Annotated in this window: 26 protein-coding genes and 1 pseudogene; 12 read left to right on the top strand and 15 right to left on the bottom strand. The window is 63.9% G+C overall.

Features of this window, described 5'->3' with window-relative positions; all coding sequences use genetic code 11:
* Positions 1–64 precede the first annotated feature (64 nt).
* Both AC3CB8_RS25095 and AC3CB8_RS25090 read left to right on the top strand, forming a co-directional pair.
* The gene (locus AC3CB8_RS25095; protein ID WP_352563586.1) at positions 65–1,393 is read left to right on the top strand and encodes an aspartate aminotransferase family protein; all 1,329 of its coding nucleotides are present in this window, start codon (positions 65–67) and stop codon (positions 1,391–1,393) included.
* A 122-nt stretch (positions 1,394–1,515) separates the two neighbouring features.
* The gene (locus AC3CB8_RS25090; protein ID WP_352563587.1) at positions 1,516–2,673 is read left to right on the top strand and encodes an NAD(P)/FAD-dependent oxidoreductase; all 1,158 of its coding nucleotides are present in this window, start codon (positions 1,516–1,518) and stop codon (positions 2,671–2,673) included.
* A gap of 175 nt (positions 2,674–2,848) precedes the next feature.
* Here AC3CB8_RS25090 and AC3CB8_RS25085 read toward each other — a convergent pair whose 3' ends face one another.
* From AC3CB8_RS25085 to AC3CB8_RS25060, 6 genes are all read right to left on the bottom strand, one after another.
* Positions 2,849–4,009, bottom strand: coding sequence for an ABC transporter ATP-binding protein (locus AC3CB8_RS25085; protein ID WP_023784392.1), 1,161 nt, complete (start codon positions 4,007–4,009; stop codon positions 2,849–2,851).
* Positions 4,002–5,144, bottom strand: coding sequence for an ABC transporter substrate-binding protein (locus AC3CB8_RS25080; RefSeq protein WP_023784393.1), 1,143 nt, complete (start codon positions 5,142–5,144; stop codon positions 4,002–4,004). Before AC3CB8_RS25080 ends, AC3CB8_RS25085 begins: the two co-directional genes overlap by 8 nt.
* Positions 5,141–5,983, bottom strand: a complete 843-nt coding sequence (locus AC3CB8_RS25075) for an ABC transporter permease (protein ID WP_023775092.1) — start codon at positions 5,981–5,983, stop codon at positions 5,141–5,143. Before AC3CB8_RS25075 ends, AC3CB8_RS25080 begins: the two co-directional genes overlap by 4 nt.
* A 13-nt stretch (positions 5,984–5,996) precedes the next feature.
* On the bottom strand, positions 5,997–6,875 hold the full coding sequence (locus tag AC3CB8_RS25070; protein ID WP_352563588.1) for an ABC transporter permease: 879 nt from the start codon (positions 6,873–6,875) through the stop codon (positions 5,997–5,999).
* Positions 6,876–7,084: 209 nt separating this feature from the next.
* Positions 7,085–8,977, bottom strand: a complete 1,893-nt coding sequence (gene htpG / locus AC3CB8_RS25065; RefSeq protein WP_352563589.1) for a molecular chaperone HtpG — start codon at positions 8,975–8,977, stop codon at positions 7,085–7,087.
* 361 nt (positions 8,978–9,338) lie between these two features.
* Entirely contained in the window at positions 9,339–10,223 is an 885-nt protein-coding gene (locus tag AC3CB8_RS25060) for a hypothetical protein (protein ID WP_352563590.1), read from the bottom strand.
* Between the two features lie 185 nt (positions 10,224–10,408).
* Here AC3CB8_RS25060 and AC3CB8_RS25055 point away from each other — a divergent pair, with 185 nt between their 5' ends.
* Positions 10,409–12,418: an ABC transporter ATP-binding protein/permease gene (locus tag AC3CB8_RS25055; RefSeq protein WP_352552071.1), complete on the top strand. Its 2,010-nt coding sequence runs from the start codon at positions 10,409–10,411 to the stop codon at positions 12,416–12,418.
* Between the two features lie 46 nt (positions 12,419–12,464).
* On the opposite strand, the gene AC3CB8_RS25050 is transcribed toward AC3CB8_RS25055, so the two are convergent.
* Together AC3CB8_RS25050 and AC3CB8_RS25045 are read right to left on the bottom strand one after the other, a co-directional pair.
* Positions 12,465–13,187 carry a haloacid dehalogenase type II gene (locus tag AC3CB8_RS25050; protein ID WP_023784398.1) on the bottom strand — a complete coding sequence of 241 codons (723 nt, stop codon included), beginning with the start codon at positions 13,185–13,187 and terminating at the stop codon, positions 12,465–12,467.
* Entirely contained in the window at positions 13,184–14,173 is a 990-nt protein-coding gene (locus AC3CB8_RS25045) for a DMT family transporter (RefSeq protein WP_352563591.1), read from the bottom strand. Before AC3CB8_RS25045 ends, AC3CB8_RS25050 begins: the two co-directional genes overlap by 4 nt.
* Positions 14,174–14,378: 205 nt before the next feature.
* Here AC3CB8_RS25045 and AC3CB8_RS25040 point away from each other — a divergent pair, with 205 nt between their 5' ends.
* The gene (locus AC3CB8_RS25040; protein WP_031241435.1) at positions 14,379–15,269 is read left to right on the top strand and encodes a LysR family transcriptional regulator; all 891 of its coding nucleotides are present in this window, start codon (positions 14,379–14,381) and stop codon (positions 15,267–15,269) included.
* A gap of 66 nt (positions 15,270–15,335) precedes the next feature.
* Here AC3CB8_RS25040 and AC3CB8_RS25035 read toward each other — a convergent pair whose 3' ends face one another.
* The gene (locus AC3CB8_RS25035) at positions 15,336–15,686 is read right to left on the bottom strand and encodes a DUF2200 domain-containing protein (RefSeq protein ID WP_023784400.1); all 351 of its coding nucleotides are present in this window, start codon (positions 15,684–15,686) and stop codon (positions 15,336–15,338) included.
* Between the two features lie 430 nt (positions 15,687–16,116).
* Between AC3CB8_RS25035 and AC3CB8_RS25030 the strand changes: the two genes are divergently transcribed.
* Positions 16,117–16,479, top strand: coding sequence for a nuclear transport factor 2 family protein (locus AC3CB8_RS25030; protein ID WP_023774809.1), 363 nt, complete (start codon positions 16,117–16,119; stop codon positions 16,477–16,479).
* A 363-nt stretch (positions 16,480–16,842) separates the two neighbouring features.
* Here AC3CB8_RS25030 and AC3CB8_RS25025 read toward each other — a convergent pair.
* Positions 16,843–18,500, bottom strand: a pseudogene (locus AC3CB8_RS25025) (acyl-CoA synthetase).
* A gap of 149 nt (positions 18,501–18,649) precedes the next feature.
* Positions 18,650–19,543 (bottom strand): LysR family transcriptional regulator, encoded by an 894-nt coding sequence (locus AC3CB8_RS25020; protein ID WP_023774811.1) that lies wholly within the window; start codon positions 19,541–19,543, stop codon positions 18,650–18,652.
* Between the two features lie 104 nt (positions 19,544–19,647).
* Between AC3CB8_RS25020 and AC3CB8_RS25015 the strand changes: the two genes are divergently transcribed.
* A complete protein-coding gene (locus tag AC3CB8_RS25015; RefSeq protein WP_352552044.1) occupies positions 19,648–20,403 on the top strand; it encodes an SDR family oxidoreductase in 756 nt (251 codons plus the stop codon).
* Positions 20,404–20,491: 88 nt separating this feature from the next.
* A complete protein-coding gene (locus AC3CB8_RS25010; RefSeq protein ID WP_023774813.1) occupies positions 20,492–20,704 on the top strand; it encodes a tautomerase family protein in 213 nt (70 codons plus the stop codon).
* 78 nt (positions 20,705–20,782) lie between these two features.
* Here the strand turns inward: AC3CB8_RS25010 and AC3CB8_RS25005 are convergent, their stop codons facing one another.
* Positions 20,783–21,319 carry a DUF6428 family protein gene (locus tag AC3CB8_RS25005; protein ID WP_435053018.1) on the bottom strand — a complete coding sequence of 179 codons (537 nt, stop codon included), beginning with the start codon at positions 21,317–21,319 and terminating at the stop codon, positions 20,783–20,785.
* Positions 21,320–21,361: 42 nt separating this feature from the next.
* Between AC3CB8_RS25005 and AC3CB8_RS25000 the strand changes: the two genes are divergently transcribed.
* Genes AC3CB8_RS25000 through arsK form a run of 4 tightly spaced genes read left to right on the top strand, consistent with a single transcriptional unit; the run spans position 21,362 to position 24,066 of the window.
* Positions 21,362–21,715, top strand: coding sequence for an ArsR/SmtB family transcription factor (locus AC3CB8_RS25000; RefSeq protein ID WP_023795619.1), 354 nt, complete (start codon positions 21,362–21,364; stop codon positions 21,713–21,715).
* Positions 21,716–21,756: 41 nt separating this feature from the next.
* Positions 21,757–22,449: an aquaporin gene (locus AC3CB8_RS24995; protein ID WP_352563658.1), complete on the top strand. Its 693-nt coding sequence runs from the start codon at positions 21,757–21,759 to the stop codon at positions 22,447–22,449.
* Positions 22,446–22,859 carry an arsenate reductase (glutaredoxin) gene (gene arsC, locus AC3CB8_RS24990; protein WP_352563592.1) on the top strand — a complete coding sequence of 138 codons (414 nt, stop codon included), beginning with the start codon at positions 22,446–22,448 and terminating at the stop codon, positions 22,857–22,859. Before AC3CB8_RS24995 ends, arsC begins: the two co-directional genes overlap by 4 nt.
* Complete coding sequence (gene arsK / locus AC3CB8_RS24985) at positions 22,840–24,066, top strand: arsenite efflux MFS transporter ArsK (protein WP_352563593.1); 1,227 nt, start codon at positions 22,840–22,842, stop codon at positions 24,064–24,066. The genes arsC and arsK overlap by 20 nt, the downstream gene beginning before the upstream one ends.
* Positions 24,067–24,225: 159 nt before the next feature.
* On the opposite strand, the gene AC3CB8_RS24980 is transcribed toward arsK, so the two are convergent.
* Both AC3CB8_RS24980 and AC3CB8_RS24975 read right to left on the bottom strand, forming a co-directional pair.
* Positions 24,226–25,044 (bottom strand): oxidoreductase, encoded by an 819-nt coding sequence (locus tag AC3CB8_RS24980; protein ID WP_352563594.1) that lies wholly within the window; start codon positions 25,042–25,044, stop codon positions 24,226–24,228.
* Positions 25,045–25,095: 51 nt separating this feature from the next.
* Positions 25,096–25,392: a YciI family protein gene (locus AC3CB8_RS24975; protein WP_352563595.1), complete on the bottom strand. Its 297-nt coding sequence runs from the start codon at positions 25,390–25,392 to the stop codon at positions 25,096–25,098.
* A gap of 113 nt (positions 25,393–25,505) precedes the next feature.
* On the opposite strand from AC3CB8_RS24975, the gene AC3CB8_RS24970 reads away from it, so the two are divergent.
* Positions 25,506–25,958, top strand: a complete 453-nt coding sequence (locus AC3CB8_RS24970; protein ID WP_352563596.1) for a winged helix-turn-helix transcriptional regulator — start codon at positions 25,506–25,508, stop codon at positions 25,956–25,958.
* Positions 25,959–26,032: 74 nt separating this feature from the next.
* Here AC3CB8_RS24970 and AC3CB8_RS24965 read toward each other — a convergent pair whose 3' ends face one another.
* Positions 26,033–26,944 (bottom strand): transcriptional regulator GcvA, encoded by a 912-nt coding sequence (locus tag AC3CB8_RS24965; protein WP_023774822.1) that lies wholly within the window; start codon positions 26,942–26,944, stop codon positions 26,033–26,035.
* Positions 26,945–26,963: the final 19 nt, after the last annotated feature.

Below are 26,963 nucleotides of genomic sequence, written 5' to 3'. Positions count from 1 at the left end.
CATAGCATTGCGACGAGCGGTGGTGCCGCCGCTGCCTTGACGGTCAAATTCGCCAGCGAGAGCCATGCCGCATTATCCCGACGCCATGCCTGGATCAAAGAGCCTCTTCGAGCGCGCCAAGAAAGTGATGCCGGGCGGCAATACGCGCACCACTGTCTTTCTCGATCCGTTTCCGATTTATGCCGCGCGAGGCGAGGGGTGCAGGGTCTGGGATGTCGACGGCAACGTCTACTATGACTGCATCAACAATTTCACCGCGATGATCCATGGCTACACGCATCCCGATGTCGCTGCCGCCGTGGTCGAGCAACTGCCGTTCGGCACGGCCTTCGGCGCCCCGACGCTCAGCGAGATCGAGCTTGCCGAGCTTCTCGTCCACCGGCTGCCCTCGGTCGACCGGATCCGCTTCACCAACTCCGGCACGGAGGCGGTGATGATGGCCATCAAGGCCGCGCGCGCCTTCACCGGGCGGCCGAAGATCGTCAAGATCGAAGGCGCCTACCACGGGTCTTATGATTTCGCCGAGGTGAGCCTGGACAGTTCCCCGGCCAATTGGGGCGACATGCCAAGATCGACGCCTTACGCAAAGGGAACGCCGCGCGGGGTGCTGGACGATGTGATTGCCGTGCCCTTCAACGATATCGAGGCGCTACTCGCCGTCTTCGCCGCTCAGAGCGACAGCATAGCAGGCGTGCTGATCGATCCGATGCCCAATCGTGCCGGCCTCATCCCTGCACGCCAGGACTATCTGCGCGCAATGGTCGAGATCGCCCGCGCGGCCGGGACCCTGGTCATCTTCGACGAAGTCATCTCGTTTCGCCTTGGCTGGTCGGGCGCGCAGGGGTTGTGGGGCATCCAGCCCGACCTGACCGCGCTCGGAAAGATCATCGGCGGCGGCTTCCCTGTGGGCGCGGTTGGCGGGCGCGCCGATGTAATGGCGGTGTTCGATCCGACCAGGGGCAAGCCCGCTCTTCCCCATGGCGGCACGTTCACCGCCAATCCGGTGACCATGCGGGCCGGGCTCGCCTCGATGCGGGCGCTGACGAAGGAGAGCTTTGCCCATCTCGATACGCTGGGCGCATTCCTGCGCGAAGGGATCTCCGCCTCGTTCGACAGGCATGGCCTTGCCGGCCAATGCGTGGGCCTCGGTTCGCTGTTCAAGGTTCATTTCACCTCGCATCCGGTTACGGACTATAGATCCGTGTATCCGGGGCAGGCCGAGCACAGGAGGTTCGATACGTTCCACAAGGGCTTGCTCGGCCGCGGGGTCCTGTCCGCCAGCTACGGCCTGTTCGCGCTCTCGACGCCAATGACACAAGCGGACGCGCGCAGCATTCTGCATGCGATCGACGAGACCCTGGGCGAGATCGCCGCGCATCGAGGATCAGGATGACGTGCCGTCGATTCACCTCCCTATCCCTTTGTCGAAGCATGATCTCTGGACAAACGGAAACCGTTAGTCCGAGAAAACCGGTTCCCACTTCTCGGATCATGCCTGAAAGCAGGTGACCCTATATGACAGCTTCCCCTCATGTCGCGGTGATCGGTGCGGGCACGCTCGGCCTATGCACGGCGCTCAACCTCCTCGAACAGGGCGCGCGCGTGACGGTGCTGGAAGCGCAGTCGATCGCTTCGGGCTCGAGCGGCAGGTCGGTCGGGGTTGTCGGGTCGCAATTTACCGATCCGTTCGAGATCATGCTTCGCGTTCATTCGTTCCGCCGGTTTCGCCAGTGGGAGGGGCAGGGGCTTCAATTCAACCACATCGGCTATCTTCGGCTCGCGCGCACGCCCGCGCAGATGGAGCTGTTCGCGAAATCAGTCGAGATTCAGGGCGGGGCCGGCCTGAAGTCGCGCCTGATCCATGCGAACGAACTCAGGGACCTTGTTCCCCATCTCAGTCCCGACGGGCTGGAAGGGGGTTTGTTCGGACCCGACAACGGCTTTCTCGATCCATATGACATGTGCAATTTCGTGGCGCGGATCGTCCGTGAAAAGGGCGGCGACATCCGCCAGTACCGCAAGGTGCTTGGGGTGGGAAGGCGGCCGGGCGGCTACAGGCTGGAGACCAATGGCGATCCGCTCGAATGCGATGCCGTGGTCAACGCAGGCGGCGCCTGGGCGCCGGGGGTCGCCGAACTCTTCGGCCAGCGCCTGCACATATGGCCTGAGCGCCATGAGGCGGTCGTCATCCATCTGGACAGGCCGCTCGACTATACGATGCCGATGGTCATGGACCTCGTGGACGGCGAGGGCAGCGGCCTTAACTTCCGCCACGACAAGCCAGGCGAGCTGATTGCCGAGATCCACAAGGTGACGTCCGTCGCTCCCGAGGATCCGGACAATTACAACGATCAGTGCGAGGAGCAATCGAAGGTCCAGTTGGCCGAACTGCTGCTGGAACGGGTGCCCGATCTGCCGGGCGCGCGGCTTGGCCGTGGCTGGGCCGGCCTTTATCCTGTCACGGCCGATCATCGACCGCTTGTCGGACCGATCGATGCGTCGGAACCGGCATTGGTCACCGCCGCCGGCGCCGGCGGCTATGGCATCCAGCTGGCGCCGGTGATCGGGCAGATCGCGGCGGACTGGGTTCTTCAAGGCGCGCCGGCTTCAGTGCCCGGCGCCGAGAGCCTTGCACCCACGGCCGAGCGCGACATCCGCAAAGTCGATCACTGACTGGTGCGAGTTGAAGCCAGACCGGGCGCTGCCGGAATTGCGCACAACAAGCATCTAGAGCCCCCGATGGGGATCCGCAGACCCCACGCCTTCAGGCGGCTGGGATCTGGGCTGGCGCGCGAGACGGCACGGGTGCGTCAAATGGTGGCTGAACCGCACCAGGCGGCCGCGACCTTCAGGAAATCCGCTTGCCGGCCGCGTCCAGCAGGACGCAGTCGTCCGGGGCGAAACCCAGTTCGATCGTCTCGCCTTCGCCAAGCACACGGCCACTGATCGGTGTATTGGCGCGGAGGGTCTTGCCGCCGATGTCAATCTCGTAGATTGCGCTGCCGCCCAGATAGGAGGCCGAGATCACGCGGCCGGACAGCCGGTTGGCGCTCGTTCCAGCACCGACCGAAAATTTCTGCGGCCGCGCCACGACGGTGACCCTGCTGCCGTCGGCAAGCGGCCTTGGACAGGCCACGCTGACCGTCTGGCCGGTGCCAAGCACCACCATTGCAGTTCCTTGGCCGGACCTGCTCACGGCTCCTGCAAGCATGTTGGCCTTGCCGAGGAAGTCGGCGACGAAGGCTGTCGCCGGCGTCTCATAGACCTCCTCCGGAGTGCCGATCTGCTCCACCGCGCCCGCGTTCATCACCACGATGCGATCCGACATGGAAAGGGCTTCTTCCTGGTCGTGCGTGACGAAGATGGCGGTGATGCCGGTTTCCTTCTGGATCTTCTTGATCTCGACGCGCATCTCCTCGCGCATGTTGGCGTCCAGCGCCGACAACGGCTCATCTAGCAGCAGCACCTGCGGCTCGAAGACGATGGCGCGGGCAAGCGCGATGCGCTGCTGCTGCCCGCCCGACAGTTGCGACGGCAGCTTCTTCTCGCTGCCCGGCAGCCGCACCATATCGAGCGCCTTGCCGACCTTGCGCACGATCTCGGGCTTCGGCACGTTGCGGTACTTCAGGCCGAAGGCGACGTTGTCGAACACGTTCTTGTGCGGGAACAGCGCGTAGCTCTGGAAGACCAGGCCGATGTTGCGCTTGTAGATCGGCACGTCGTCGACGCGCCGCCCATCGATCATGATCTGGCCGCCCGAAATGTCGACCAGGCCGGCGATGGAGCGCAGGATCGTGGTCTTGCCGCAACCCGAGGGCCCGAGCAGGGTGACGAAGCTGCCCTTGCGGATCGAAAGCGAGAAATCGCGCACCGCGACGAACTTGCCGTAGGCGATGTCGATGTCGCGGAACTCGACCGCCGGGCTGTTCGCCCCGGCGGACGCGCTCGCGCCGGCTGCCCCGGCCTGGACAGGCCGGGGATGGAGTGTCGTGTCCTGGCTGTCAGGCACCCTTCGAGATCCTGTTCCACTGCTTGGTCCAGGCGTCCTCGTTGGTCGCCCAGTAGGTTGGATCGGCAAAGGTCAGCGACTTCATCGTGCCCGTCTTGTCGAACGCCGGCAGCTTCTCGATTTTCTCGGTCAGCTTGACCTTGTTCGGATCGAGCGACGGCGGATAGCTCTGGCCCTCGGCCACCGCGATCGAGGTCGCCGGGTCGAGCATGAAGTTGATGAGTTCCTCGCACTCGGCCATGGGCGAGCCCTTGAGGATCAGCATGTCCTCCATCCAGGCATAGGAGCCAGCCGGGTCGAGATAGCCGATCGGATGGCCCTGGTCCTGCAGCGCCGCGACGCGGCCCGACCAGGCATCGGTCACCACGATCTCACCCTTGGAAAGCAGGTCCATCAGCTCCGCGCCGGAACTCCAGAACTTCTTGGCGAGGTCACGCGTTTCGCGCACCTTGGCCCAGATGGCGTCCATGTCCTTCAGGTTGTTGGGGTCCTGCCCGGTGGCGAGCGCCGCGTACCAGACGCGCGTCGTCATGTCGGAATAGCCGCCGACCTTGCCGGCATATTTCTTGTCGAGCAGGAGCCCGGCGCCCTTTTCCTTGGCTTCCTCCGGCGAGATCACCTTGGTGTTGTAGGCGATGCCCGTCGTGCCGTAATCGTAGGGCACGGCCGATAGCTTCGGCGTCAGCTTGCGGAACGGCTCGATCATCGGCTGCAGCACGTTCGCCATGTTGGGAATGTTGGCCTCGTTGATTTCCGAGGTCAGGCCGGCGTTCACATATTTGATGTAGTAGTTGACGCCGGAGGAATGGATGACCTGATAGTCGCCGGGCTTGGCGGTCTTGATCTTGGTGATGATCTCGTCCTCGTCGCCGAACGTGCCCTGGACCACCTTGATCTTGGTCTTGGTCGTGTAGGGCTGGAAGGCGAACTTGTCGATCGCGTCCTGCACCGTGCCGCCCCAACCGTCGAAGCGAACCTCCTGCACCGCGGCGAGCGCCCGGCCCATCCAGGGCATGGAAAGGCCCGCCGATGCTGCCGCGGCGGCGGTCAGCGTCAGGAACGCGCGGCGGCTCAGGTCGCCATTGGCGTATCGATCGTGCAGCCGTTCCAGCCGCTTGGTGGTGGTGAGTTTCATTGTAGTTCCTCCTTTGGTTCGCCACGTCTTCTCAGTTTTGTCAGGCTTTGCAGGACCAGGCCGCCGATCAGCGGGATGCCGACGGTCACCAGGATCATCACGGTGCCGAGCGCGTTGATCTCCGGACTGATCGAAATCTTGAGCATGGAAAGGATCTGGGTCGGCATGGTCTCGACGCCGGCCGGCCGCCAGAACAGGCTGGCCGAGGTGTTGTCGAACGAGATGGTGAAGGCGAGCAGGGCACCGCCGACCACGGCCGGGATGAGCAGCGGCAGCGTGATCTCGCGGAAGGACGAGAAGCGCGAGGCGCCCAGCGACAATGCGGCCTCCTCATAGACGCGCCGGATCCCGATCATCCGCGCCTGGGCGATCAGCACCACATAGGGCACGGCAAGCAGGATGTGGCCGAGCACCAGGAGCAGCATGGTCCTAGGCTGGTCGACGGCCTTGATCAGCACCAGCAGGCCGACGCCGAGGATGGTTTCAGGCACCAATGCCGGCAGGATCACCAGCGTGCTCAGCGCCTGCTTGCCGCGAAATTCGAAGCGGACCAGGGCAAACGCCGTGGTGACGCCGATGGCGGTGGTGACGATCGCGGTGACCAATGCGATCCACAAGGATGTTCGAAAGGCAGCCAGCACCGCCTCGTTGGCCATCAGCTTGCCGTACCATTGCAGGCTGAAGCCGGTCATCGGGAAGCCGCCGAACATCGAGGCGTTGAACGACAGGACCACTGTCGCCACGATTGGCGCGAACATGAAGATGTAGACGCAGACCGTGACGAAGCCGGTCAGCCGCCAGGCCCATCTGCCTTCCTGCCTGCGCCGTGTTCCTCTCATCCTCCAAACCCCGTCATCCACCAAGCCCTTTGACGATCTGCGACATGCCCATGTAGCGTGTGTAGACGGCGGCGAAGAAGCCGAGCACGATGAACAGCACGATCGAAAGCGTGGCGCCCATAGGCCAGTTCAGCTCGCCCATGATGGTGTCGTAGATCAGGTTGCCAAACAGCGCGTCACGACCCGAACCGAGAAGCTGCGGCGTGACATAGCTGCCGGCGGCCAGCACGAAACAGAGCAGCAGGCCCGCCGCCAGGCCGGGCAGCGACAGCGGCAGCGTGACCTCGCGGAACGCCTGCGCGCTTGTGCAGCCCATCGAGCGGGCCGCCGAAATCAACGTGCGATCAATGCTCTCCAGGCTAACATAGACGTTGAGGATCATGTAGGGCAGCAGGAAGTGCAGCATGCCGAGGATGACCGCGCCTTCATTGTAGAGCATCTGCAGCGGCTCATGGATGATGCCCATCTTGAGCAGCGCGACGTTGATGACGCCTTGTTCGCCCAGGATATTGATCCATGAGAAGGTGCGGATGGTGAAGCTGATCCAGAACGGCACGATCAGCAAAAGCAGCAGCAGCCATTTGTGCTTGAAGGTCGTCGCCCAGATGAAATAGGCGGGGAAGTAGCCGAGGACGCCGCACAGAAGCGCCGTCATGGCTCCGACCCTCAAGGTCTTCAGAAGGAAGCCGTGATAGTAGCTGTCGTTGAAGAATTCGTGCCAGTTCGCGGTCGTCAACGCGCTCGTTTCCACGCCGGCGGTGACAAAGGTGAAGAAGGTATAACCGGCCATCACCGCGATCGGCAGCACCAGGAAAAAGATCAGCAGCAAGAGCACCGGCGCGACGAGCATCCAGGCCAGCCGTGGATCATACAATGTCCATCGTCGTTTCATGAGCACCCGGACGTCCACGCCTTCTTTGAAGCGTCTGTTTTGTTCCCGGGCCAAGATTGAGGGATCGGAGGCGCGATGTCCACAGTCGGCGATTGAGCCAGCGGAGTTCAGCGCCTCGCCGGCTGCGAGAGATGCCGAATTTGTCGGCGGACGGGATCGCCACGCAACCCCGCTCGACCACACGTCGAGGACGGCTGGCCGGCGTAGACTCAGCCTTTCGAAATACCGCGCGCGATCAGCCGGGCCAGGCGCTCGGAAAACGCCCTGGCGTCGGCCGGCTTGTCCCCGTCGAGGACGCGCGCTTCATCATAGAGGAGATGGGCGGCATCGTCCTTGAAGGCCTGTTCATCGTCGCCGAGACTGGCGAGCGCCAGGACGCGCTCGTGGCGGGGGTTGATCTCGAGGATAGGTTTGGCCGTCTTGTCGAGGCGGCCGGCGGCGTTGAGCAGCCGCTCGAACTGGCGGTCGGGACCGTGTTCGGGCGCCACCAGGCAGACCGCGCTTTCGGTCAGGCGGTCGGAAGGCTTCACATCCGACACGGCATCGCCAAGCGCCGCCTTGACGAAGGCCAGGAAGCCATCGACCTCGGGCGTCGCCGCCGCATCCGGCTTGTTCGCCTCGTCGAGCAGCGGGATCTCGGAAAGTTCGGCCACGCCCTGCGTCACCGACTTGAACGGCTTGCCGTCGAATTCGGGCGCCATCGACGTCCAGAAACTGTCCACCGGGTCGGTGAGCAGCAAGACCTCGATGCCGCGTGCCTTGAAACCTTCGAGCTGCGGCGAGGCTTCGAGCCGTGCACGGTCGTCGCCGGCCATGAAGAAGATCGCCTTCTGGCCTTCCTTCATCGCCGAGACGTAGTCGGCAAGGCCGCGCCAGCCTTCGCCGGAGGCGGTTGAGCGGAAGCGGGCGAGCTTCAAGAGCTGATCGCGCCGCTCATGGTCCTCGTAGAGCCCTTCCTTGAGGACGACGCCGAAGTTTTCCCAGATTTTCGCATAGGACTCGGTCTCGTTCTCCGCCAGCTTGGCGAGATCGCCAAGTACGCGGTTGGCCAGGCCCTTGCGGATCGCGGCAAGCAGCGGGCTTTCCTGGATCATCTCGCGCGAGACGTTGAGCGGCAGGTCGGCGGAATCGACCAGCCCGCGCATGAAGCGCAGGTAGCGCGGCAACAAATCGGCATCGTCGGTGATGAAGACGCGGCGCACATAGAGCTTCATGCGGCCCTTGCGGTCCTGGTCGAACAGATCGAACGGACGCGAGCCGGGCACGAAGGCCAGCACGCTATATTCCTGCCGGCCTTCGGCTCGGAAATGGATGGTGGCGGCCGGCTCGTCATACTGACCGGAGACGCCGCGGTAAAAATCGGTGTATTCCTCGGGCTTGATCTCGCTTTTCGGCCTAACCCAAAGAGCCGTGCCATCGGCAATGTCGCGCGCCTCGGCACCGGGCTTCTCGATGAGCGTGATTGGCACCGGCACATGGCCCGACCGCGACTTGGCCAGTTGCTCAAGCCGATAGGATCCGGTGTAGGACGCGGCGTCGTCCATCAGATGCAGCACGACGCGGGTACCGCGTTTGGGTGCTGCTTCGAGCGGGGCGGGCGCGATCTCGTAGGAACCCTTGCCGTCGGACGACCAGCGCCAGGCTTCTTCGCTTCCCGCCAGGCGGCTGATGACGTCGACGTGGGTCGCGACCATGAAGGCGGAGTAGAAGCCGACGCCGAACTGGCCGATGAGCTGCGTGTCCTCGCTCGAATTGCCAGCGCCGACGCGCTCGATGAAAGCGCGCGTGCCCGAGCGCGCGATCGTGCCCAGCGCCTCCGTCATGTCGTCGCGGCTCATGCCGATGCCGTTGTCCTCGACGGTGATCTGCTTGTTGTCGGGATCGGCCGAGATCGAAATGCGCGGCTTGGGGTCATCGCCCAGCAATTCGGGGCGGCTGACGGCCTCGAAGCGCAGCTTCTCACAGGCGTCGGCGGCGTTGGAAATCAGTTCGCGCAGGAAGACGTCCTTATCGGAATAGACCGAATGCACCATCATGTGCAGCAGCCGCGAAACATCCGCCTCGAATGCCTTGGTTTCCGTTGCTTTCGTATCCGTCGTCATCTCAAGTTCCCACTGTTCATCCGCCCGCCGCGCCGGGGTGCGTGCGGGGATTATCCTTTCAACAATTTTTAATGGCGCTGGCAACTGTGTTAAGCAAGGCCAGCGTGATGACGATATGGTGGCGGGTGCGAAGGCGACAAGAGGGGGCCAATCACGGACCTCGGCGCCGCCCCTCATCGCCCTGCCGGGCACTTCTCGACGTATAGTAACGGGGAGAAGGGGCTGGCCGCATGGCCGACGCCTTCTAGGCAACATTGGCGATTGGCGAAAGTGGCGAAGCGCGCCCCTCTCCCCGTCACTATGCGGGGAGAGGATGCCGGCAGGCAGGTGAGGGGCGGCGCCGACGTTCCATCTTGATTTCTTACTTCCCCGCCATCTTGTCCGCCAGCGCTTGCGCCTGGGCAAGCAGCGCCGGGTAGGCGGCGTCTTTAGCCAATTGTGCCCCCATGCAGGCGCGGAAGTCGCTGTCGCCTTTTGCCCAGGCGGCGTCGGCGGCATCGGATGTACTTTCGTCGCTGTCGTCGGTTGCCTGCTTGACCAGTTTCTGCGCGGCGGCGTCGGCTGCGGTCCAGACCGCGTCGCAGGCCGCGATCCTTGGGACGGGCGGTGTCGCGGGCGCCTCGGCGATCATGACACTGTTGCCCTTGACCAGCGTGACGACGATTTCCTGGTCGTAGTTGGGTCCGACATCCTGTGCCCAGCCGCCGAGGCGGGCGATCGCCATGTCGGTGCCATCGGGCGTCTTCAGCGTGAAGTCGAGCGTGCCGGTGAAAGCGGCGTCGCTGCCGATGGCCTGGGTGTAGAACGCATCGAGCTTCAGCGCCGCGTCGAAGCTGGTGGGCAATTTGAGATCGGCGTCCGTCTCGGCCGCGCGCGATTGCAGCCAGCGCTCGACCAGCCCGCGTGTCGACGCCACGATGCTGGGACCATCCTCGGTGCCGTGACGCAGCCCGTCCAGCATGCCGAAGCCGACATCGGAGGAACTGAGGCTTTCGATATTGATCCTGCCGGCCGCCGGAAAACCCTTGACCGTGAAAGGTCCAAGAAGCGTCGAAAGGCGCTGTTCGAGATCGGCGCGGGCCTTCTCATTGGCCGCATCGAGCGTTTCCACGGGAGCGTTCGCGCTTTCCATCGCGGCGATGGCCGCGATCGCCTTGTCGCGCGCGGCGATGTAGTCGTCCTCCGGCGAAGCCGCATACACCGCACCGCTCGCCAGCGCGAACACCAAAGTCCAGACCAGACGCATCGTGAAAACCTCCGTTTTACAAGCTCTTCGCGTGGCTTGGTGGCGATTGTGCGGCGGTGAGTCATGGCGAGGCGTCGCGGATATCGGGGCACAAGGACAGCCTTGGCACGGTCGCAAGCCCTGATAATAAAACCTTCCGATACCCAGGCATGAAACCTTCCGATACCCAGGCCGTTATGGCCGTTGTGGCAGACATCAAACCCAAACAGAGGCCGGCCGGCGGCGCCAAGCCAAACGGTGCCAGGAAGCCCCGCCGGGAGAAGGTACCCGATGTCGAGGCCGCATCCGAGGTCGTCGGCGAGGCGGCGCCGCCGCCTGCGGCGGTGGAACCCGATCCGCAGCTGAGCCCCGAACAGGCCGAACAGGCGCGCAAGAAATACCTGCTGAAGCGCTTCTGGATCAGCGCGCGCGGCTATTGGAGCCGGCGCGGCGACAAGCTCGCCTGGCCGTGCACGATCGCGCTCCTGATCCTGATCTGCGTCAATGTCGGCTTCCAGTACGGCATCAATGTCTGGAACCGCTCGATCTTCGACGCCATCGAACAGCGCAATGCGCCGTCCGTCTATTTCCTGAGCGCCGTGTTCGTGCCGCTGGTGCTTGGAAGCGCCAGCCTCGTCGTTGCGCAGGTCTATCTGCGCATGACGATCCAGCGCCGCTGGCGCTCCTGGCTCACCACATCCGTCATCGGCCGCTGGCTCACCAACGGCCGCTACTACCAGCTCAATCTCGTCAGCGGCGATCACCAGAACCCGGAAGCCCGCATCGCCGACGATTTGCGGATCGCTACCGAATCACCTGTCGATTTCGTCTCCGGCGTTCTCAACGCCTTCCTGGCGGCCTCGACCTTCATCGTCGTCTTGTGGACCATCGGCGGCGCGCTCACACTGCCGATCGCCGGTTCGACAGTGACCATTCCAGGCTTCCTCGTCATCACTGCGGTCATCTATGCCGGCATCACCTCCACCTCGATGGTGGTCATCGGCCGGCATTTCGTCGAACTCTCCGAGCAGAAGAACCAGGCGGAAGCGGAATTTCGCTACACGCTGACGCGCGTGCGCGAAAACGGCGAGAGCATCGCCCTGCTCGGCGGCGAGGAGGAGGAGCGCAGCGGCATCGACAGGACCTTCGCCGGCGTGCTGGGGAAGTGGGCGATGCTTGCGGGCCAGCACATGCGCACGGCGCTGGTATCGCAGGGATCAAGCCTGTTCGCGCCCGTGGTGCCGGTGCTTTTATGCGCGCCAAAATTCCTCGACGGCTCGATGTCGCTTGGGCAGGTCATGCAGGCGGCATCCGCCTTTGCCATCGTGCAGGGCGCGTTCGGATGGCTGGTCGACAACTACCCGCGCCTGGCCGACTGGAACGCCTCGGCACGGCGCATCGCCTCGCTGATGATGTCGCTGGACGGGCTTGAGCGCGCGGAAGAGAGCGACGCGCTCGGACGCATCAATCGCGGCGAGACCAAGGACGACACGATGCTCAGCCTCAACAATCTGTCGGTGTCGCTCGATGACGGCACCGCCGTGGTCAAGGAAACCGAAGTGGTGATCCAGCCGGGCGAGCGGCTGCTGGTGGCCGGCGAATCCGGTTCGGGCAAGAGTACGCTGGTGCGGGCGATAGCGGGCCTGTGGCCGTGGGGCGGCGGCAGCGTCGATTTCCACCCGGGCAAGCGCATGTTCATGCTGCCGCAGCGCCCCTACATCCCCTCGGGCACGCTGCGCCGGGCCGCTGCCTATCCAGGCGCCGCCGAGGATTGGGCGATCCCGCAGATCAGGGCTGCCCTCGACAAGGTGGGGCTCGGTCATCTCGGCGACCGGATCGACGAAGACGCGCCGTGGGACCAGACCCTGTCGGGCGGCGAGAAGCAGCGGCTTGCCTTTGCGCGGCTGCTCCTGCACGCGCCCGATATCATCGTGTTGGACGAGGCGACGGCGGCACTCGACGAGAAGAGCCAGGACAGGATGATGGAGACCATCATCCACGAATTGCCTAATGTGACCATCTTGAGCGTGGCGCACCGCGCCGAGCTGGAGGCCTTCCACAGCCGCAAGATCACGCTCGAGCGGCGCAAGGGCGGCGCCAAGCTGGTCAGCGATATCGACCTCGCCCCGCGCAAACGCAGGGGCTTGCTCGGCCGCGCCTTGTGGGGTTCCGGCACTTCCGCCGAAAAGCGCGGCACCACCCGTAAAAAGAGTTGATGGCGCTCAGGCGAGTTCTGATTTCAGCTCGAGGGATGGTCTTCCATCAGCCGTGCAATTCCTCTCGATGCGCCTTGGCGAGGTCGGCCATGCTGTCGAAGCGGAAGTCCACCTTCGGCATCTCGCCGGGATGCATCGCGGCGCCGAAACCCTGATCGGCGTGCCGGCGGTGGATCCAGCACGATTTAAGGCCCAGGCGGTTGGTCACGGCATGGTCATGGAACAGGCTTTCGGCAGTGTGAAGGACTTGCCTGTCGCCAATCCCGAGCGTCGCCAGTTTTTCCAGCATATAGTCGAAATTCCGAGGCGACGGCTTGTAGGAGCCGATGTCCTCCGCCGTGTAGATCGCATCGAAATCGACGCCGAGTTTCCTGTTGCTGAAGGAGAAGCTCGTATTGTCGACGTTGGAGAGGATGACGAGCTTGTAGTGCTGCTTGAGGTATTGCAGGGCGGCGGCGGTATCGGCAAAGGCCGGCCAGTCCTTGACGCTTTGGCCATAGGCGATGCATTCCTCCGGCGTGGTCACGACGCTCCATTCCTCGGCGAGCCGCTTGTAGACGACAGCCAGAAGGTCGCTGTAGCGTTTTTGCGGCGTCCAGTTCTGCTGGCTGGACTCGTGCCTGGCATGCGCCTGCAGGATCTCGTCGCGGCTAAGGCCGCTGCCAACCCGCCCGGTCAGCGGCTTCAGGGCGTCGATCATGCCGGATTCCCAGTCGATCAGCGTGCCGTAGCAGTCGAAGGTCAGGGCCTTGAAATCAGTCAGCTTCATGGTTCACTCCCTTGAGGTGGATAATTGGCTGGGGTTTGCGTGGATCGGCGAGCAATCGGCCGGCTGCCCGGCGGGCGCAGACCTGCCTCGCCCTTCGATGCGGTGCCGCGCGAGGATGTCAGCCAGACGCCGAACAGCGTCACCGCGAGGCCGAGCACCATCGCCGCCGAAAGCGGCTCGCCGAAGAGCAGCCAGGCCCAGAGCATCGTCACCGGCGGGCTGAGATAGATCACGCTGCTGACCTGCGCGGCGCTATGGAGGCGCAGGCTCGCATAATAGACGCCGTAGCAGAAGAAGGTCGAAAACAGCACCAGCCAGGCGATACCGAACTCGAACCGGCCATCAAGGGGCGGCATCAGCCCGCTCTTCCATTCGGCGCAAGCGGCAAAAAGCAGCGCCGCCGTCAGGCATTGGATGCACAGGCTCTGGTGGATGGGCATGTTGATCGTCCCCATCCGCTTCTGCAGCACGGTCGCCAGCGCGAAGACCATCATGGAAGCGATCGTCACCATGTACGCCCAGGCCGGCGCGGTGCCGAGACTGAGGCTGTTCAGCGAGACGATCAGCACGCCAAACACGCCGAGCGCCGTTCCGGTCCATTGCCTCGATGTCAGCCGGTGGCCGAGAACGGGCTGCGACAGCGCCGCGATGGCGAGGGGAACGAGGTCCGAGATCAGCGCGACAAGGCCGGTCGGAACGCGCTGGCCGATGGCAAGCGCAAAGCCGCCGAGATAGAGGAACATCATCGCCACGCCGAACGCCATCTGCTGGATCAGCGCCCGGACGCTGATGCGCGGCCCGACCAAGAGCGCGAAGGGCAGAAGGACCAGCCCTGACATCAAGGTTCGCCAGAACAGCACCAGCATGACGTCGGCGCTCTCGCTGGCGTAACGGATGCCGACAAAGCCCGAACTCCAGCTTACGACCAGCGCTGCCGCCAGAAGCGGCCAGGCCAGGCGACGGGACCGAGGTTTCGGGAGCGTCATGCGGTCTCTTCGTCGAAGCGGGTTTGCCAGCGGATCAGGGCCGATCTCGGATGCGGGATTTATGGCGACGCGCAAGCGCCTTTGCACATGACAAATTTCGATGTAACCATGAAATTGGAGCGAGATGCGGCATATCTGATTGACCGCAAAGCCCGTTCTCCGCCGAGACCTTGGAGCACAGCTTGCGTTTCAAACGAGGATTGTCATGGCTGGAGTGATGAGCCGCCGCCTGGATGTCGATGCCTTGCGCGCGTTGGTGGCGATCGAGAAACATGGCGGCGTTACCCGGGCGGCCGAGATGCTGGGCCTGTCGCAATCGGCCGTCAGCCACAAGATCAGGCGGCTTGAAGCGAGCCTCGACTGCGAAATCCTCAGCCGCAAGGCGAATGCGCCGATGTTCACCAGTTCAGGGCAGGATCTGCTGGGCTATGCCAGGCGTATCCTGGGCATCCACGACGAGGCGATCCTGAGCCTGTCGAAAAGCACGCTGCAAGGCAAGATCGCATTGGGGATGACCGAGGACACGACCTGCACGGACCTTTCGCGCATCCTTGGCCGGTTTCGCCGGCTGTACCCCGAGGTGAGCGTCCGCACGCAAGTGCGCATGAGCCTTGCCCTGCAGAAGCTGTTGGGCGAGGGCGCGCTCGACGCCGCCATCATCCAGGTGTTCCAGCACGACGTCCGCCCCACCGATGTCCTGCTGTTCCGCGAGACCCTGCATTGGGTGAAGTCGCCCGAACTGACCCTGGCGAAAGGCGACCCGGTGCCCTTCCTGTCCTTCGACGAGAACTGTTTCTATCGCCGTTGGGGCCTCGATCTCGGCCAGGACGAGGGAACGGTGTTCGAGATCGTGTTCGAATGTTCGAGCGCCGCCGGCATTATCGCCGGCGTGACCTCCGGCCTCGGCGTCGCGCTGCTCAGCCAGCGCCACCTGCGGCCCGGCATGGAGATCGTCGACAAGTCGTTCCCCAAGCCTCCGGACCTCGCCTACGTCATTCGCCGCGCCCGCAACGTCCGCAATCCCGCGCTGGAGACGCTGGTGCGGGAGATAGAGGCTGAGGTGAGGCGCCACGGGACGCTGCAGATCGCGGTGTGAGGAGACGTGATTAGCGCTTGCGCCCATGCGCTCGGTCGATGATATCCCGCGCTCGAGCCTCTCGCCTCATTTTCGGAGTATCTTCTCCATCGCTTTCCCCTTCGCAAGCTCGTCGATCAGCTTGTCGAGGTAGCGAATTTCCTTCATCAGTGGATCCTCAATATCTTCCACGCGGACGCCGCAGACCACCCCTGTAATCAAATTCCGCAAAGGATTCAGTCGAGGGGCCTGACCGAAGAAATCCTCGAAGCTGGTTTTCTTCTCCAGTTCGGCGTCGAGTTCCTTCTCGGTGTAGCCCGTCAGCCAGCGGATGATCTCATCGACCTCGGCTCTGGTGCGTCCTTTCCTTTGCGCCTTGGCGACATAGTGCGGATAGACGCTAGCAAAGCTTGTGGAATAGATTCGATGCTCCGTCATGACGTGCCCTTACCGGTGGCGCCTATCGCCCGCACCCAGCTTTGCCTTTAATGCGCCTGTCCAGCCAGCCACTAGCAATATGGAGCCACAGGGAGCGCGCGGACATGGCAACTTTTGCACCAAAAGAAGTTCGGCAGCTTCCGGCTCCAAAGTCTGCCATGCGGGGCATCGATGATGGCGCAAACGAAGCCAGGTTCACACTTGATTTTCGGGACGCATCTCATTGAAACTCATCAATGCTCAGCCAATCCAAACTCCTCATTTGAACCACGCCCGCTTACGCCTGGCGGCGGTTATAACTTCGACAGGTGCGAGGCGATGGGGACGCGAAGCGACGCCATGAGGTGGCTTATGGCTTTTAATTGCAGTATGCCGTTGGGTAAGGATTTTAATTGCAGTATGCCGTTGGGTAAGGATTGGAGCTGCCTTGATGTCACAGACCGATGAAGGGCTGATAAGCGCTGCCGTTGAACGTTATACCCTAGCCATGTCAGTTGCTGACGAGGAAGGGCTGCGATCTATCTTCCATCCCTCTGCATCGGTGATCGGCAATTATCAAAACGCGGTCGAATGGCTATCCGTGGATGCCTATGTGGGCGAGGTACTGGGTGCGGGCCTGCCGCCGAATCACGGCCCAAGCTGGACGATCAGCTTAATCGACGTCACCAACGACGCAGCCATCGTCAAGATCGAGAACGAGTTCGGGAGCATGAAGTTCACCGATTATCTTTCCCTGCTCAAGATCTCCGGAGAGTGGAAGATCGTCGGCAAGCTCTATCACCTTCATCAATAGGGATGATCCGTATCGACGATCGCAGTTGAACGGCAGACGGGCGTCTGAAGGCCTTCGCTTTTTACGGCTTTGCGCGGTGGTGGCGCGCACCCTGGCAAGAGACCTCTCTCCAAAGTTGTCAGCGTACTCTCCCGAGCGGCAGGCCATTGGGGATCAGCTGCGCAGCATGCGTCCAACACCATCAGCAAGTTGGAATAACATGGCATTCGCGATCGCAACCCGTGGCAAATTAAAAAATTGATTGCCGCGGAAATTTATGCGCGTCAGCGCAGGTCATGCCTTTCTTAAAGGTCGCTTTTCCACCCCCTCCTCGGCAAGTCTCAGCAATTGGCGCAGGACCCACTCCAATCTTCCCGCCGCCCTTCAACCCTTCCTCTTCTCCACCTCAGCCATGCGCAACAAAAACCGTTGGATCTTGCCGCTCGGGGTCTTCGGCAATTCCCCGACGAAGTCGATCTCGCGCGGATAGGCATGGGCCGAGAGGCGTTTGCGGACATGTCGCGCCAGTTCTTCGGCGAGTTCCGGGCTGCCTTCGTAGGCGGGCGCCAGGATGACGAAGGCCTTGACGATCTCGGTGCGCTGGGGGTCGGGCACGCCGACCACCGCCGCCTCGTTGACGGCGGGATGTTCGATCAGCGCGCTTTCGACGTCGAAGGGGCCGATGCGGTAGCCGGACGAGGTGATGACGTCGTCGGCGCGGCCGATGAAGGAGACCGAGCCGTCCGGCTCGTATTCCACCGTGTCGCCCGTTCGGTAGTAGCCGCCCGATATGGCCGGCGTTTCGGCCTGGTGGTAGCCGTCGAACCAGCGCAGCGGCGAGTTGGCGATGTCGACGGCAAGGATGCCGGGCTGGTTGGGGCCGAGCTCGTTGCCGGCCTCGTCCAGCACCACCATGCGGTAGCCCGGCATGGCAAAGCCAGCCGAGCCGGCGCGAACAGGGTGCGCCAGGCCATGGTGATTGTTGACCATCATGCCGTTCTCGGTCTGGCCGTAATGGTCGTGGATGGGGGCGGCGAGGTGGGTGTCGAACCAGCGGATCACTTCCGGGTTGAGCGGCTCGCCGGCGCTGCTCACCACGCGCAGCCGGCCTTTTGCACGCGCGGCGGCGTCGGGACCTTCGGCGAGCAGCAGACGGAAGGCCGTGGGGGAGCCGGCGAGACTGGTGACGCCGAGCCGCTCGATGACATCATAGGTGTTTTTGGCGGTGAAGGCGCCCTCGTTGAAGGTCGTGGCGATGCCGAGCAGCAGGGGGCCCGTGATGGCGTAGTAGAGGCCATAGGCCCAGCCGGGATCGGCTATGTTCCAGAAGATGTCGGTTGGGCGCAGGCCGATCGCGTCGCGCATATAGGCGCCGAAGGCGAGCAGCGCGTTGAGCGGTACCGGCACGCCCTTGGGCAGGCCGGTGGTGCCCGAGGTCGACATCATCATGAACAGGTCTTCGCCCTTGCACATCACCGGGGCGCAGTTGGGTGAAGCGGCGGCAAGGGCGACGCGGAAATCGATGTCGCCCGGGGGCAGGGCGTCGCCCGCCCCGAGGAGATGGCTATTCGCGGAGGGTTCGCGACCTCGTCGAGCTTGCCGCGATTGGCCGGATTGGTCGCCACCAGCTTTGCGCCGCTGTAGCCGAGCCGGTGTTCGATCGCCTTCGGGCCGAAGGCGGTGAACAGCGGCTGGTAGACCGCGCCGATGCGCCAGGTGCCGAGGATAAGCGCCAGCAGTCCGGGGATGCGCGGCAGCATTCCGGCCACGACATCGCCCGGGCCGACGCCCAACTCCTTCAGCAGAGTGCCGACCCGGCCCGACATGTCGGCGAGATCCTCGAAGCTGAATTCGCTGAGTTCGCCGTCGGCCGAGATGGCGCGTAGCGCCAGGCGGTTTCGCCCGGTATGCCGGCCGCAGCATTCGACATATGCGTTGATGCCGGTCGCGGGGTCGCCCTGCAGTCTGGTGATCTCGTCCTCGATACGAAAGCTTGCAACGGCATCGTCATAGCGCGGCAAGCCGGCTTGCGTCTTGGTCATGAAAATCCTCCCTGGCGGCGCGCCATCTCCCCATGGCGCGCTGTCGCGGCGACATTGACATCAGATGGCGCCGATGGGCAACGGCGAGTGCCTGTTCCTTTGTGTTGACGCAATACCGGACAGAAAACCGCCAAATACTGGAATTGCTCTTACAAGTTCGCCTCGGCGAAGATGCGTGCCGCCCAGTCGAGGAAGACGCGCAGGCGCGGCGAAAGCTGCCGGTTTTGCGGATAGAGCGCCGACAGCGGTGTCGGCGAGGGCGGATACTCGGCCAGCACCTCGACCAGTGTTCCCTCCGCCAAATCCTTCTCGAAGCGGTAGCGCGGTGCCTGGATGAGGCCGAGGCCAAGCCGGGCGAGGTCGGCGGCGGTGTCGGAATTGTTGGCGGCGACGCGGCCGGGCAGCCTCACCTCGCGCGTCTTGCCGCCGACGGTGAATTCGAAGGGCAGCACTTCGCCGCTGCGGGAGGAGACGAAGCCGACAGCCTGGTGGCCGTCGAGCGCGTCGGGGGAGGCGGGCGTGCCATGCCGAGAGAGATAGGCGGGGCTGGCGCAGGTCATCTCGCGGATCATGCCAAGGCGGCGCATGATCATGCCGCTGTCGGGCGGCTCGCCGACGCGGATGACGCAGTCGACACCCTCGCGCACCAAGTCGACCAGCCGGTCGCTCTGGCCGATCTGCAGGTCGACGCGCGGAAAGCGGGCGAGGAATTCCGGCAGGCGCGGCAACAGGAAGGTGCGGGTGAGCAGCGTGCTGGCGTCGATGCGCAGCAGGCCGAAGGGTTCCGCATTGTGGAAGGCGGCCTCTGCATCCTCGATCTCGGCCAGGATGGACAGGCAGCGCCGGTAATAGGCCTCGCCGTCCTGCGTGGCGTTTACCTGGCGTGTGGTGCGCTCCAGCAGCCTTGCGCCGAGATGTTCTTCCAGCCGCCGGATCGCTTCCGTTGCGGTCGAGCGCGGCAGGCCGAGATCGGCGGCGGCAGCGGTGAAGCTGCGCCGTTCCAGCACGCGAACGAAGAGCCGCATCGTGTCCAGACGATCCATGCTCTTTGTTCGCAGTTTCCGAATAGTGATGTCAAGACAGGGCTGATTATCCCGGAAGCTGGCCCCACCTATATCAACCTCACCAACAAGAAGGAGAGACTTCCATGACTTCAGGCCAAACGAGCACAGACCAAACCAAAGCGGCGATCGTGACCGGCGCCTCCAAAGGCATCGGTGCGGCGATCGCGCGGCGCCTCGCCCGTGACGGTATCGCCGTCGTTGTCAATTATGCTCGGGGACAGGCCGAGGCCGAGGCGCTGGTGCGCGCCATCGAAGCCGATGGCGGCAAGGCGATCGCCGTGCGGGCCGATATCGCGGATCCGGCCGGCATCGCCAAGCTTTTCGATGCGGGCGAGAAGGCGTTCGGCGGCATCGACATCCTGGTCAACAATGCCGGCATCATGAAGCTTTCGCCGATCGCGCAGGCCGATGACGCCTTCTTCGACACCCAGGTCGCGATCAATCTCGGCGGCGTGTTCCGTGGCATGCGCGAAGGCGCAAAACGCCTTCGCGATGGTGGCCGCATCGTCAATTTTTCGAGCAGCGTGGTCGGCCTCTATCAGCCGGGTTACGGCGTCTATGCCGCCACCAAGGCGGCGGTCGAGGCGATGACGCACATCCTGGCCAAGGAGCTTGGCGCGCGCGGCATCACCGTCAACGCGGTGGCGCCCGGACCAGTCGAGACGGCGCTGTTCACCGATGGCAAGAGCGCGGCGCAGATCGAGGCCACGGCCAAAATGATCCCGCTCGGCAGGCTCGGCCAGCCCGACGACATTGCCGGCGTGGTCTCGTTCCTAGCCGGGCCGGACAGTGCCTGGGTCAACGGGCAAATCATCCGCGCCAATGGCGGCGTGATCTGAAGGAGGCTGGCCGCTGCTGCTGTGGCGGCCTGTCTCCCGTCCCATTTTGAAACCCACCCCAAACAATTGAGAAGACAAGGAAAAGATCATGCCATTCGCCAACATCAAGATGCCACGGGCGGCGCTCTCCAAGGCGCAGAAGGAAGACCTCATCCATCGCACGACAGCCATGTTCGTCGACTTTTTCGGCGAGGGCGTGCGGCCCTACACGATGGTGCTGGTGGAGGAAGTCGCCGATGGCGGCTATGGCCGCGCCGACGAGGTGTTCGTGGTGCCGGACGCTTTTCGCGCCAAGGACTAAGATCGGCGGTATTCGGCCGACCTGGAAAGGGCTCGCGCCTGCGCCCCCCGGTGCTCGCATACTCAAAAGGACCCTTCGCTAGCCGCAGCATGGCCGTGGCCCGGCGGAGGGCCCGCAGCAGGCCTTGGCACTCTTTTCCTCCTCCAGCCAGCGGTCGCGCGGCTTGCAACTCGCTGGCCGTGGCGCAAGCTCGACATGCACGGCGCCGTCGGTCAGCCGGGGCAGGGCGGCCCGGTAGAGCTGCATCGGGCGCACGCCGTCGCTGACCTCGAAGGTCAGCTTGGCCGCCTCGCCGAGACCGACATGCTCGGTCACTTTCCGGATGATCGCCGCGAATTTTCCAGCCGGCATATGGGTGCGGTCCTCGTTGACGTCCCATAGCTGCACGAAGATCTCCGACCAGGATTCCGGATTCCCGCCGCAGTCGAGCGCGTCGAAGCGGCCGGCCTTGACCTCCGTGACATGGTAGCCCGGCAGCACCGGCCTGCCCTCGTAGAAAAACACCAGCGGCCTGTCCTTGTGATCCGCCAGAAAGCCCAGCAAGCCGGCCATGGTGATGTCTTGCGGGTCGGCTGTGATCACGGGGCCAAATTCCCGATTGTCAGAGGCGAGCATGTGCGATAATCCTTGCTTCGATATTCATAGGATTGTTGAAATATGAATGAACGTCAAGCCCTGTCGGCCTTCGCGGCGCTGTCGCAGGAAACGCGGCTGCGCGTGCTGCGGCATCTGGTGATTGCCGGTCCCGACGGCATTGCCGCCGGTGCGATAGCCGAAAAGGTCGAGGTTTCGGCGTCCAATGTCAGCTTCCACCTCAAGGAGCTTGAACGCGCGGGGCTGGTGAGCGTGCGCCGCGATTCCCGCTCCATGGTCTACAGCGCCGAGTACCACATGCTGAGCGGTCTTATCCGCTTCCTGATGGAGGATTGTTGCTCCGGCCGGCCGGAAATCTGCGCGCCGGCGGTGTTGCCGGGCTGCTGTGCGGCCGACCCGCGGGAGCCTGCCCGATGACTTGCGACCACCGTGTGCCTGGCGCGTCCTCCATCCGGGACATGGCCGGCTTTGATTTGCCGCGCCGGCTCGCGGCGGAAGCTCTCGGCACGAGCCTGCTGGTGGCCACGGTGGTCGGCTCCGGCATCATGGCGCGGTCGCTGACGCCCGATCGTGCGCTGGCGCTGCTTTGCAACACCTTGCCGACGGGCGCGATCCTCGTGGTTCTCATCACGATACTGGGGCCGGTCTCGGGCGCCCATTTCAATCCGGCCGTTTCGATGGCCATGGCGCTGTCGCGCCGGCTGCCGGCAAGCGACTGCGCCTGGTACGCGCTCGCCCAATTCTCCGGCGGCGTCGCCGGCACGGTCGGCGCGCACCTGATGTTCGGGCTTGCGCCGCTGGCCTTGTCGACGCATGACCGAACGGGACCCGCGCTCTGGCTTTCGGAAGGGATCGCGACCTTCGGGTTGCTGGCGGTCATTCTCGCCGGCCTGCGCTTCGAGCGCTCGGCCATCCCCTGGCTGGTCGGCCTCTATATCACTGCCGCCTACTGGTTTACCGCATCGACATCGTTCGCCAACCCGGCGGTCGCTGCCGCACGGTCACTGACGGACAGTTTTTCCGGAATCAGTCCGGCAAGCCTGCCGGGCTTCATCGCCGCCGAACTGGCCGGCGCGGGCATTGCCCTGGCGCTGACGACATGGCTGCTGCAGCCGCACGTTCAACCGCTCCCCATCGAGGCCAGGCCATGACGACCACCATCTACCACAATCCGGACTGCGAGACCTCGCGCAACACGCTTGCCATGATCAGGGCGAGCGGCGAGGAGCCGACCATCGTCGAATATCTGAAACATCCGCCGCCACGTGCGCGGCTGGAGCAATTGATATCGACGCTGGAAATTCCCGCGCGCGCCTTGCTGCGTGAAAAGGGCACCCCCTATGCCGAACTGGGCCTGGCCGACCCAAAATGGTCGGACGGCCAACTGCTCGATGCCATGCTCGAACATCCGATCCTGATCAACCGGCCGATCGTCGAAACGCCGAGAGGGACACGGCTGTGCCGTCCGTCCGAGCTTGTGCTGGATCTGCTCGACCACCCGGTGAGCCAGTTCACCAAGGAAGACGGCGAGGTGGTGAGCCATGACCGCGGTGGGCAATGACGGAAGCCTTGCAAAAGCCGAAACCGCGGAGCGTGCGCCGATAGCGGCTGTCGCCGCGCTCGGGGTCACCCAGATTATCGGCTACGGCACGCTTTATTACAGTTTCAGCATCCTTGCCGGCGACATGGCGAAGGATATGGGCTGGCCGACCGAATGGATATTCGGCGCGCTGTCGGCCGCGCTGCTGGCCGGCGGGCTGACCGCACCCTGGCTCGGCGGCTGGATCGACCGTTTTGGCGGGGGACGGATCATGACCGCCGGCTCGGCACTTGCTGCCGCTTCGCTTGCCGCCTGTGCCTATGCGCCCAACGGTCCAGCCTTCGTCGCCGCGCTGGTTGCGCTGCAGGCCGCATCGAACCTTGTCCAATACGGCGCGGCCTTCGCGCTGCTGGTCCAGATCCGGCCGCGTGCCGCGCAGCTCAGCATAAGCTATCTCACCCTCATCGCCGGTTTCGCATCGACCGTCTTCTGGCCGATCACATCGGCCATGCATGCGCATTTGCCTTGGCGAGAAGTCTACCTCGTCTTCGCCGGGCTGAACCTGCTGGTCTGCCTGCCGCTGCACGCCTGGCTATCGCAGGGGCTGGCCAGGAGCAGGCGCGCGGCGATCGAGCCGCCCCGGCACGTCGCGGGATCGCTGCCGGCCCCGGCGCGGCCGCTCGGCTTTGCCTTGATGGTTGTCGCTTTCTCGCTCCAGAACCTGGTCAGCGCCGCCGTGCTGGTCCACATGGTGCCGCTGCTGTCCGGGCTCGGTCTGGGTACCGCCGCCGCCATCGTTGGGACGCTGTTCGGGCCGTCACAGGTGCTCAGCCGTTTCGTCAATATGGTCTTCGGGATCAACCTGCCGCCGCTGCGGCTCGCCATCATCTCAGCCGTGCTGATGACGGCGGGCGTGGTCATTCTGCTTGGCACCGCGCCTTCGGTCGCCGGCGCAATGGCGTTCGCAGTCATCTTCGGAATGGGCAACGGGCTGTTCAGCATCGTCACCGGGGCACTGCCGCTGACGCTGTTCGGCAGCGAAGGCTACGGCCGGCTGCAGGGACGCGCCATGTCCGCCCGCCTGATCGTCTCGGCGGTCGCGCCGTTCGCCCTGGCATTCGCCATGGCCCATATCGGCATTTCCTGGTCGCTGGGCCTGATGGCGCTTGTTGGCTGTCTGGCTTTGCTGGTGCTGGCGGCGATCGCGAAAGTGTCGAGCGCCACCTGAAACGCGGGCAGGGATGCCCAAGGCGGTTTGGCGCCACTCCGCCGACCCCCCTCTCGGAACCGTCGTGGATCGGGTTGTGGTGCCTCAAATCGTCCGGCCGCGGCAGCGGATGTCTGGCGTCTCAAAACTGGCCCGCCGAACAGCGGCTACGCGCCTTTGTCACGACGGCAGGTTCATCTGTTTTCGGAGGCTTTTGTCGAAAGCATGCGCGGGAACGAACCGTCGCAGCAGGTACAGGCGCCGCGCCTGCTTGCTGGCGGGATAGCGCAACTTCGGCGATGTCGCGGTGGCCGCGGTGAGGACCGCCTGTCCGACGACCTCGGGAGCATCGCCGTTTTCGATCGCGCCGTTCCAGACCGCCGTCGCCGTTGCCCGCGCCTGGTCATAGACACTCATCATCCTGTCCGGCTTCATCGCATTGTGATCGAGAGCCGTACGGGTGAAGGCCGGTTCGACCAGCAGGACGCGAATGCCGAAGGGGCGGACCTCATGGTCCAGCGACTCGGAGTAGCCCTCGACGGCATGTTTCGTGGATGTGTAGAGCGCGCTGAACGGGCTGGGGACAAAGCCGACAACCGAGCTGATGTTGATGATCCGGCCGCCGCCCTGACGTCGCATGATCGGCAGCACCTCGTTTGTGACGCGGATGAGACCGAAGACGTTGACGTCGAAAAGGGTCTTTGCCTGTTCGATGGACGATTCTTCCGCACCCGCGATCAGGGCATTGCCGGCATTGTTGACAAGCAGGTCGATGCGCCCGGCCTGGCTTATGACCTCCGACACCATGCTTGCGACGGAGTCCGCGTCGGTCACGTCGCAGCTCAGCATCGTGATCCCCGGCGGTGACCCGGTTGCGGCTTTCCGGCTCGTGCCGAAGACGCGGTAGTAGCCGGCCGACAGAAGGGCTTTGGCTGTCGCAAGGCCGATACCGCCCGCTGCACCGGTGACGACGGCGACGCCGCGATTTTTGTTGCTCATTTCAATATCCTTCGAGATGCATGATCATGACGCTTTGTGCTGTCGGACTTGTCAGCCGTGTACGCTCAAATGAAGCATGGGGTGATGTTCGTAATGGCCGGCGCCATTTCTCAAGATGGGGTCTTGTGAGGTTATCGCCTTGATGTCCTGGTCGTCGCCGATCCGGAATAGCGACAAGCCATAGCCGCCACTTGGATCCATCACCGGACCATGGGCGACGATCAGTCCGCGGTCGAGCAACTCGTCCAAGAAGGCGCCATGCTGCCTCATCCATTCCCGCTCGTCGCCGGTCATGGATGCACGAAAGTCGGCACGGGGCGGGATGTACTTGCAGAGATAGAACTTCATTTGGGACTCCAGCGGCGCCGTGTGCGGCCGTCACCATCATTTTTCGATGGAACGGCCTCGCGAGATAAGATACTATCAAATTAGTAGTAAGTCACTATCAAAATGGTATCGATGTGAAGGATCTTTCCAGCCAGCCCTGTTTGATCGCCCGCAGCCTCGGCACGGTGGGCGACGCGTGGAGCATGTTGATCATGCGCGATGCCCATGCGGGGCTCAGCCGTTTCGACGAATTTCGCAAGAATCTCGGCATCGCTCCGACGATGCTGACGAGCCGGTTGGCGACCTTGACGCAGGAAGGGCTGCTGGAGAAACGGCGATATTCGGAGCGGCCGCCACGGGATGAATATCTGTTGACCGAGGCCGGTCGGGATTTGCTTCCGGTGCTGTTCTCGCTCGCCGCTTGGGGCAGCAAGCACCGGGGCGGTGGCAATTTCACCCGGTTCTTCGACGCCGAGACAGGAACCGAGATCGACCCAGTCAGCATCGATCGCGGGACTGGAGCGCCGATCGGCAGCCGTCCCATACGGATCGTGATCCCCAAGCTGCCTGACGGCCCGTCGGACTGACTGGATGCGCAACTCCGGAGCGAACGGCGATATCTGGCCGGAAAGAGAGGGAATTCAGGTGGGCGTTCGTCGGATCAGCCGCTCTTGTTCGCATCAATCCAGTCGGCGGCCACTTCGGCGAACAGCCAGTCGCGGAACGCCCTGATCTTTTTCTGGCGCAGCGCGCCTTCAGGATAGACGACGTAGTAGCTGGCCGCCGATTTCAGCGCGAGATCGAAGGGCCGGACCAGCCGGCCTGCCGCGAGGTCGGCCGAGACCAGCGCGCTGCGGCCGAGCAGCACGCCTTCGCCGTGCACGGCGGCCTCGACGGCGAAGGTGGCGGAATCGAAGCGTACGCCGCGTGTGGGGTCGATGCCTTCGACACCGGCCTGCTCAAGCCATGTCGCCCAGTCGATCCGAAAGGCGTCGTGGATCAGTTTGTGGTGCCTCAAGTCGTCCGGCTGCCGCAGCGGATGCTCGCCTTGCAGCAATTCCGGGCTGCAGACGGGGAAGACCTCCTCGTCGGCGAGGAATTCCGCGGTCACCCCGCTATAGCCGCCGCGGCCGTAGCGGATGGATATGTCGATGCCGTCGCTGACGAAATCGGCCAGCACGCCCGAAGTCGCCAGCCGCACGTCGATGTCGGGATTGGCGCGATGGAAACGATGCAGCCTCGGCACCAGCCAGCGGCCGGCGAAACCGTCGGACGTGCTGACATTGAGGATGCGCGTCGAGCGGTCGGGCGTGGCGGCGATGGTGGCGGCGGCGATTTGGTCGAGCGCCTTGCCGACTTCCGCCGCATAGGCCGCGCCGACAGCGGTCAGGCGCACGGAGCGTGTGCCGCGATCGAAGAGCTGGATGCCCAGCCTGTCCTCGATGTTGCGGATGGCGCGGCTGACCGCGCCATGGGTGAGGTTGAGCTCTCCGGCGGCCTTGGAGAAACTCAAATGCCTGGCGGCCGCGTCGAAGGCGGGCAAAGCGGTGAGGGGCGGCAGTCTGCGCGGCATCGGATCGACCTGTGAGTGT

The organism is Mesorhizobium sp. P160927 (assembly GCF_057766385.1).
The sequence above is the reverse complement of the archived record's forward strand: the minus strand, read 5'-3'. Positions and strand labels throughout refer to the sequence as shown.

Coding starts and splice junctions, on each gene's coding strand:
- AC3CB8_RS25095 (WP_352563586.1), top strand. CDS start 65: ATGCCGCATTATCCCGACGCCATGCCTGGATCAAAGAGCCTCTTCGAG.
- AC3CB8_RS25090 (WP_352563587.1), top strand. CDS start 1,516: ATGACAGCTTCCCCTCATGTCGCGGTGATCGGTGCGGGCACGCTCGGC.
- AC3CB8_RS25080 (WP_023784393.1), bottom strand. CDS start 5,144: ATGAAACTCACCACCACCAAGCGGCTGGAACGGCTGCACGATCGATAC.
- AC3CB8_RS25075 (WP_023775092.1), bottom strand. CDS start 5,983: ATGAGAGGAACACGGCGCAGGCAGGAAGGCAGATGGGCCTGGCGGCTG.
- AC3CB8_RS25070 (WP_352563588.1), bottom strand. CDS start 6,875: ATGAAACGACGATGGACATTGTATGATCCACGGCTGGCCTGGATGCTC.
- htpG (WP_352563589.1), bottom strand. CDS start 8,977: ATGACGACGGATACGAAAGCAACGGAAACCAAGGCATTCGAGGCGGAT.
- AC3CB8_RS25060 (WP_352563590.1), bottom strand. CDS start 10,223: ATGCGTCTGGTCTGGACTTTGGTGTTCGCGCTGGCGAGCGGTGCGGTG.
- AC3CB8_RS25050 (WP_023784398.1), bottom strand. CDS start 13,187: ATGAAGCTGACTGATTTCAAGGCCCTGACCTTCGACTGCTACGGCACG.
- AC3CB8_RS25045 (WP_352563591.1), bottom strand. CDS start 14,173: ATGACGCTCCCGAAACCTCGGTCCCGTCGCCTGGCCTGGCCGCTTCTG.
- AC3CB8_RS25040 (WP_031241435.1), top strand. CDS start 14,379: ATGGCTGGAGTGATGAGCCGCCGCCTGGATGTCGATGCCTTGCGCGCG.
- AC3CB8_RS25035 (WP_023784400.1), bottom strand. CDS start 15,686: ATGACGGAGCATCGAATCTATTCCACAAGCTTTGCTAGCGTCTATCCG.
- AC3CB8_RS25030 (WP_023774809.1), top strand. CDS start 16,117: ATGTCACAGACCGATGAAGGGCTGATAAGCGCTGCCGTTGAACGTTAT.
- AC3CB8_RS25020 (WP_023774811.1), bottom strand. CDS start 19,543: ATGGATCGTCTGGACACGATGCGGCTCTTCGTTCGCGTGCTGGAACGG.
- AC3CB8_RS25015 (WP_352552044.1), top strand. CDS start 19,648: ATGACTTCAGGCCAAACGAGCACAGACCAAACCAAAGCGGCGATCGTG.
- AC3CB8_RS25010 (WP_023774813.1), top strand. CDS start 20,492: ATGCCATTCGCCAACATCAAGATGCCACGGGCGGCGCTCTCCAAGGCG.
- AC3CB8_RS25005 (WP_435053018.1), bottom strand. CDS start 21,319: ATGCTCGCCTCTGACAATCGGGAATTTGGCCCCGTGATCACAGCCGAC.
- AC3CB8_RS25000 (WP_023795619.1), top strand. CDS start 21,362: ATGAATGAACGTCAAGCCCTGTCGGCCTTCGCGGCGCTGTCGCAGGAA.
- AC3CB8_RS24995 (WP_352563658.1), top strand. CDS start 21,757: ATGGCCGGCTTTGATTTGCCGCGCCGGCTCGCGGCGGAAGCTCTCGGC.
- arsC (WP_352563592.1), top strand. CDS start 22,446: ATGACGACCACCATCTACCACAATCCGGACTGCGAGACCTCGCGCAAC.
- arsK (WP_352563593.1), top strand. CDS start 22,840: ATGACCGCGGTGGGCAATGACGGAAGCCTTGCAAAAGCCGAAACCGCG.
- AC3CB8_RS24980 (WP_352563594.1), bottom strand. CDS start 25,044: ATGAGCAACAAAAATCGCGGCGTCGCCGTCGTCACCGGTGCAGCGGGC.
- AC3CB8_RS24975 (WP_352563595.1), bottom strand. CDS start 25,392: ATGAAGTTCTATCTCTGCAAGTACATCCCGCCCCGTGCCGACTTTCGT.
- AC3CB8_RS24965 (WP_023774822.1), bottom strand. CDS start 26,944: ATGCCGCGCAGACTGCCGCCCCTCACCGCTTTGCCCGCCTTCGACGCG.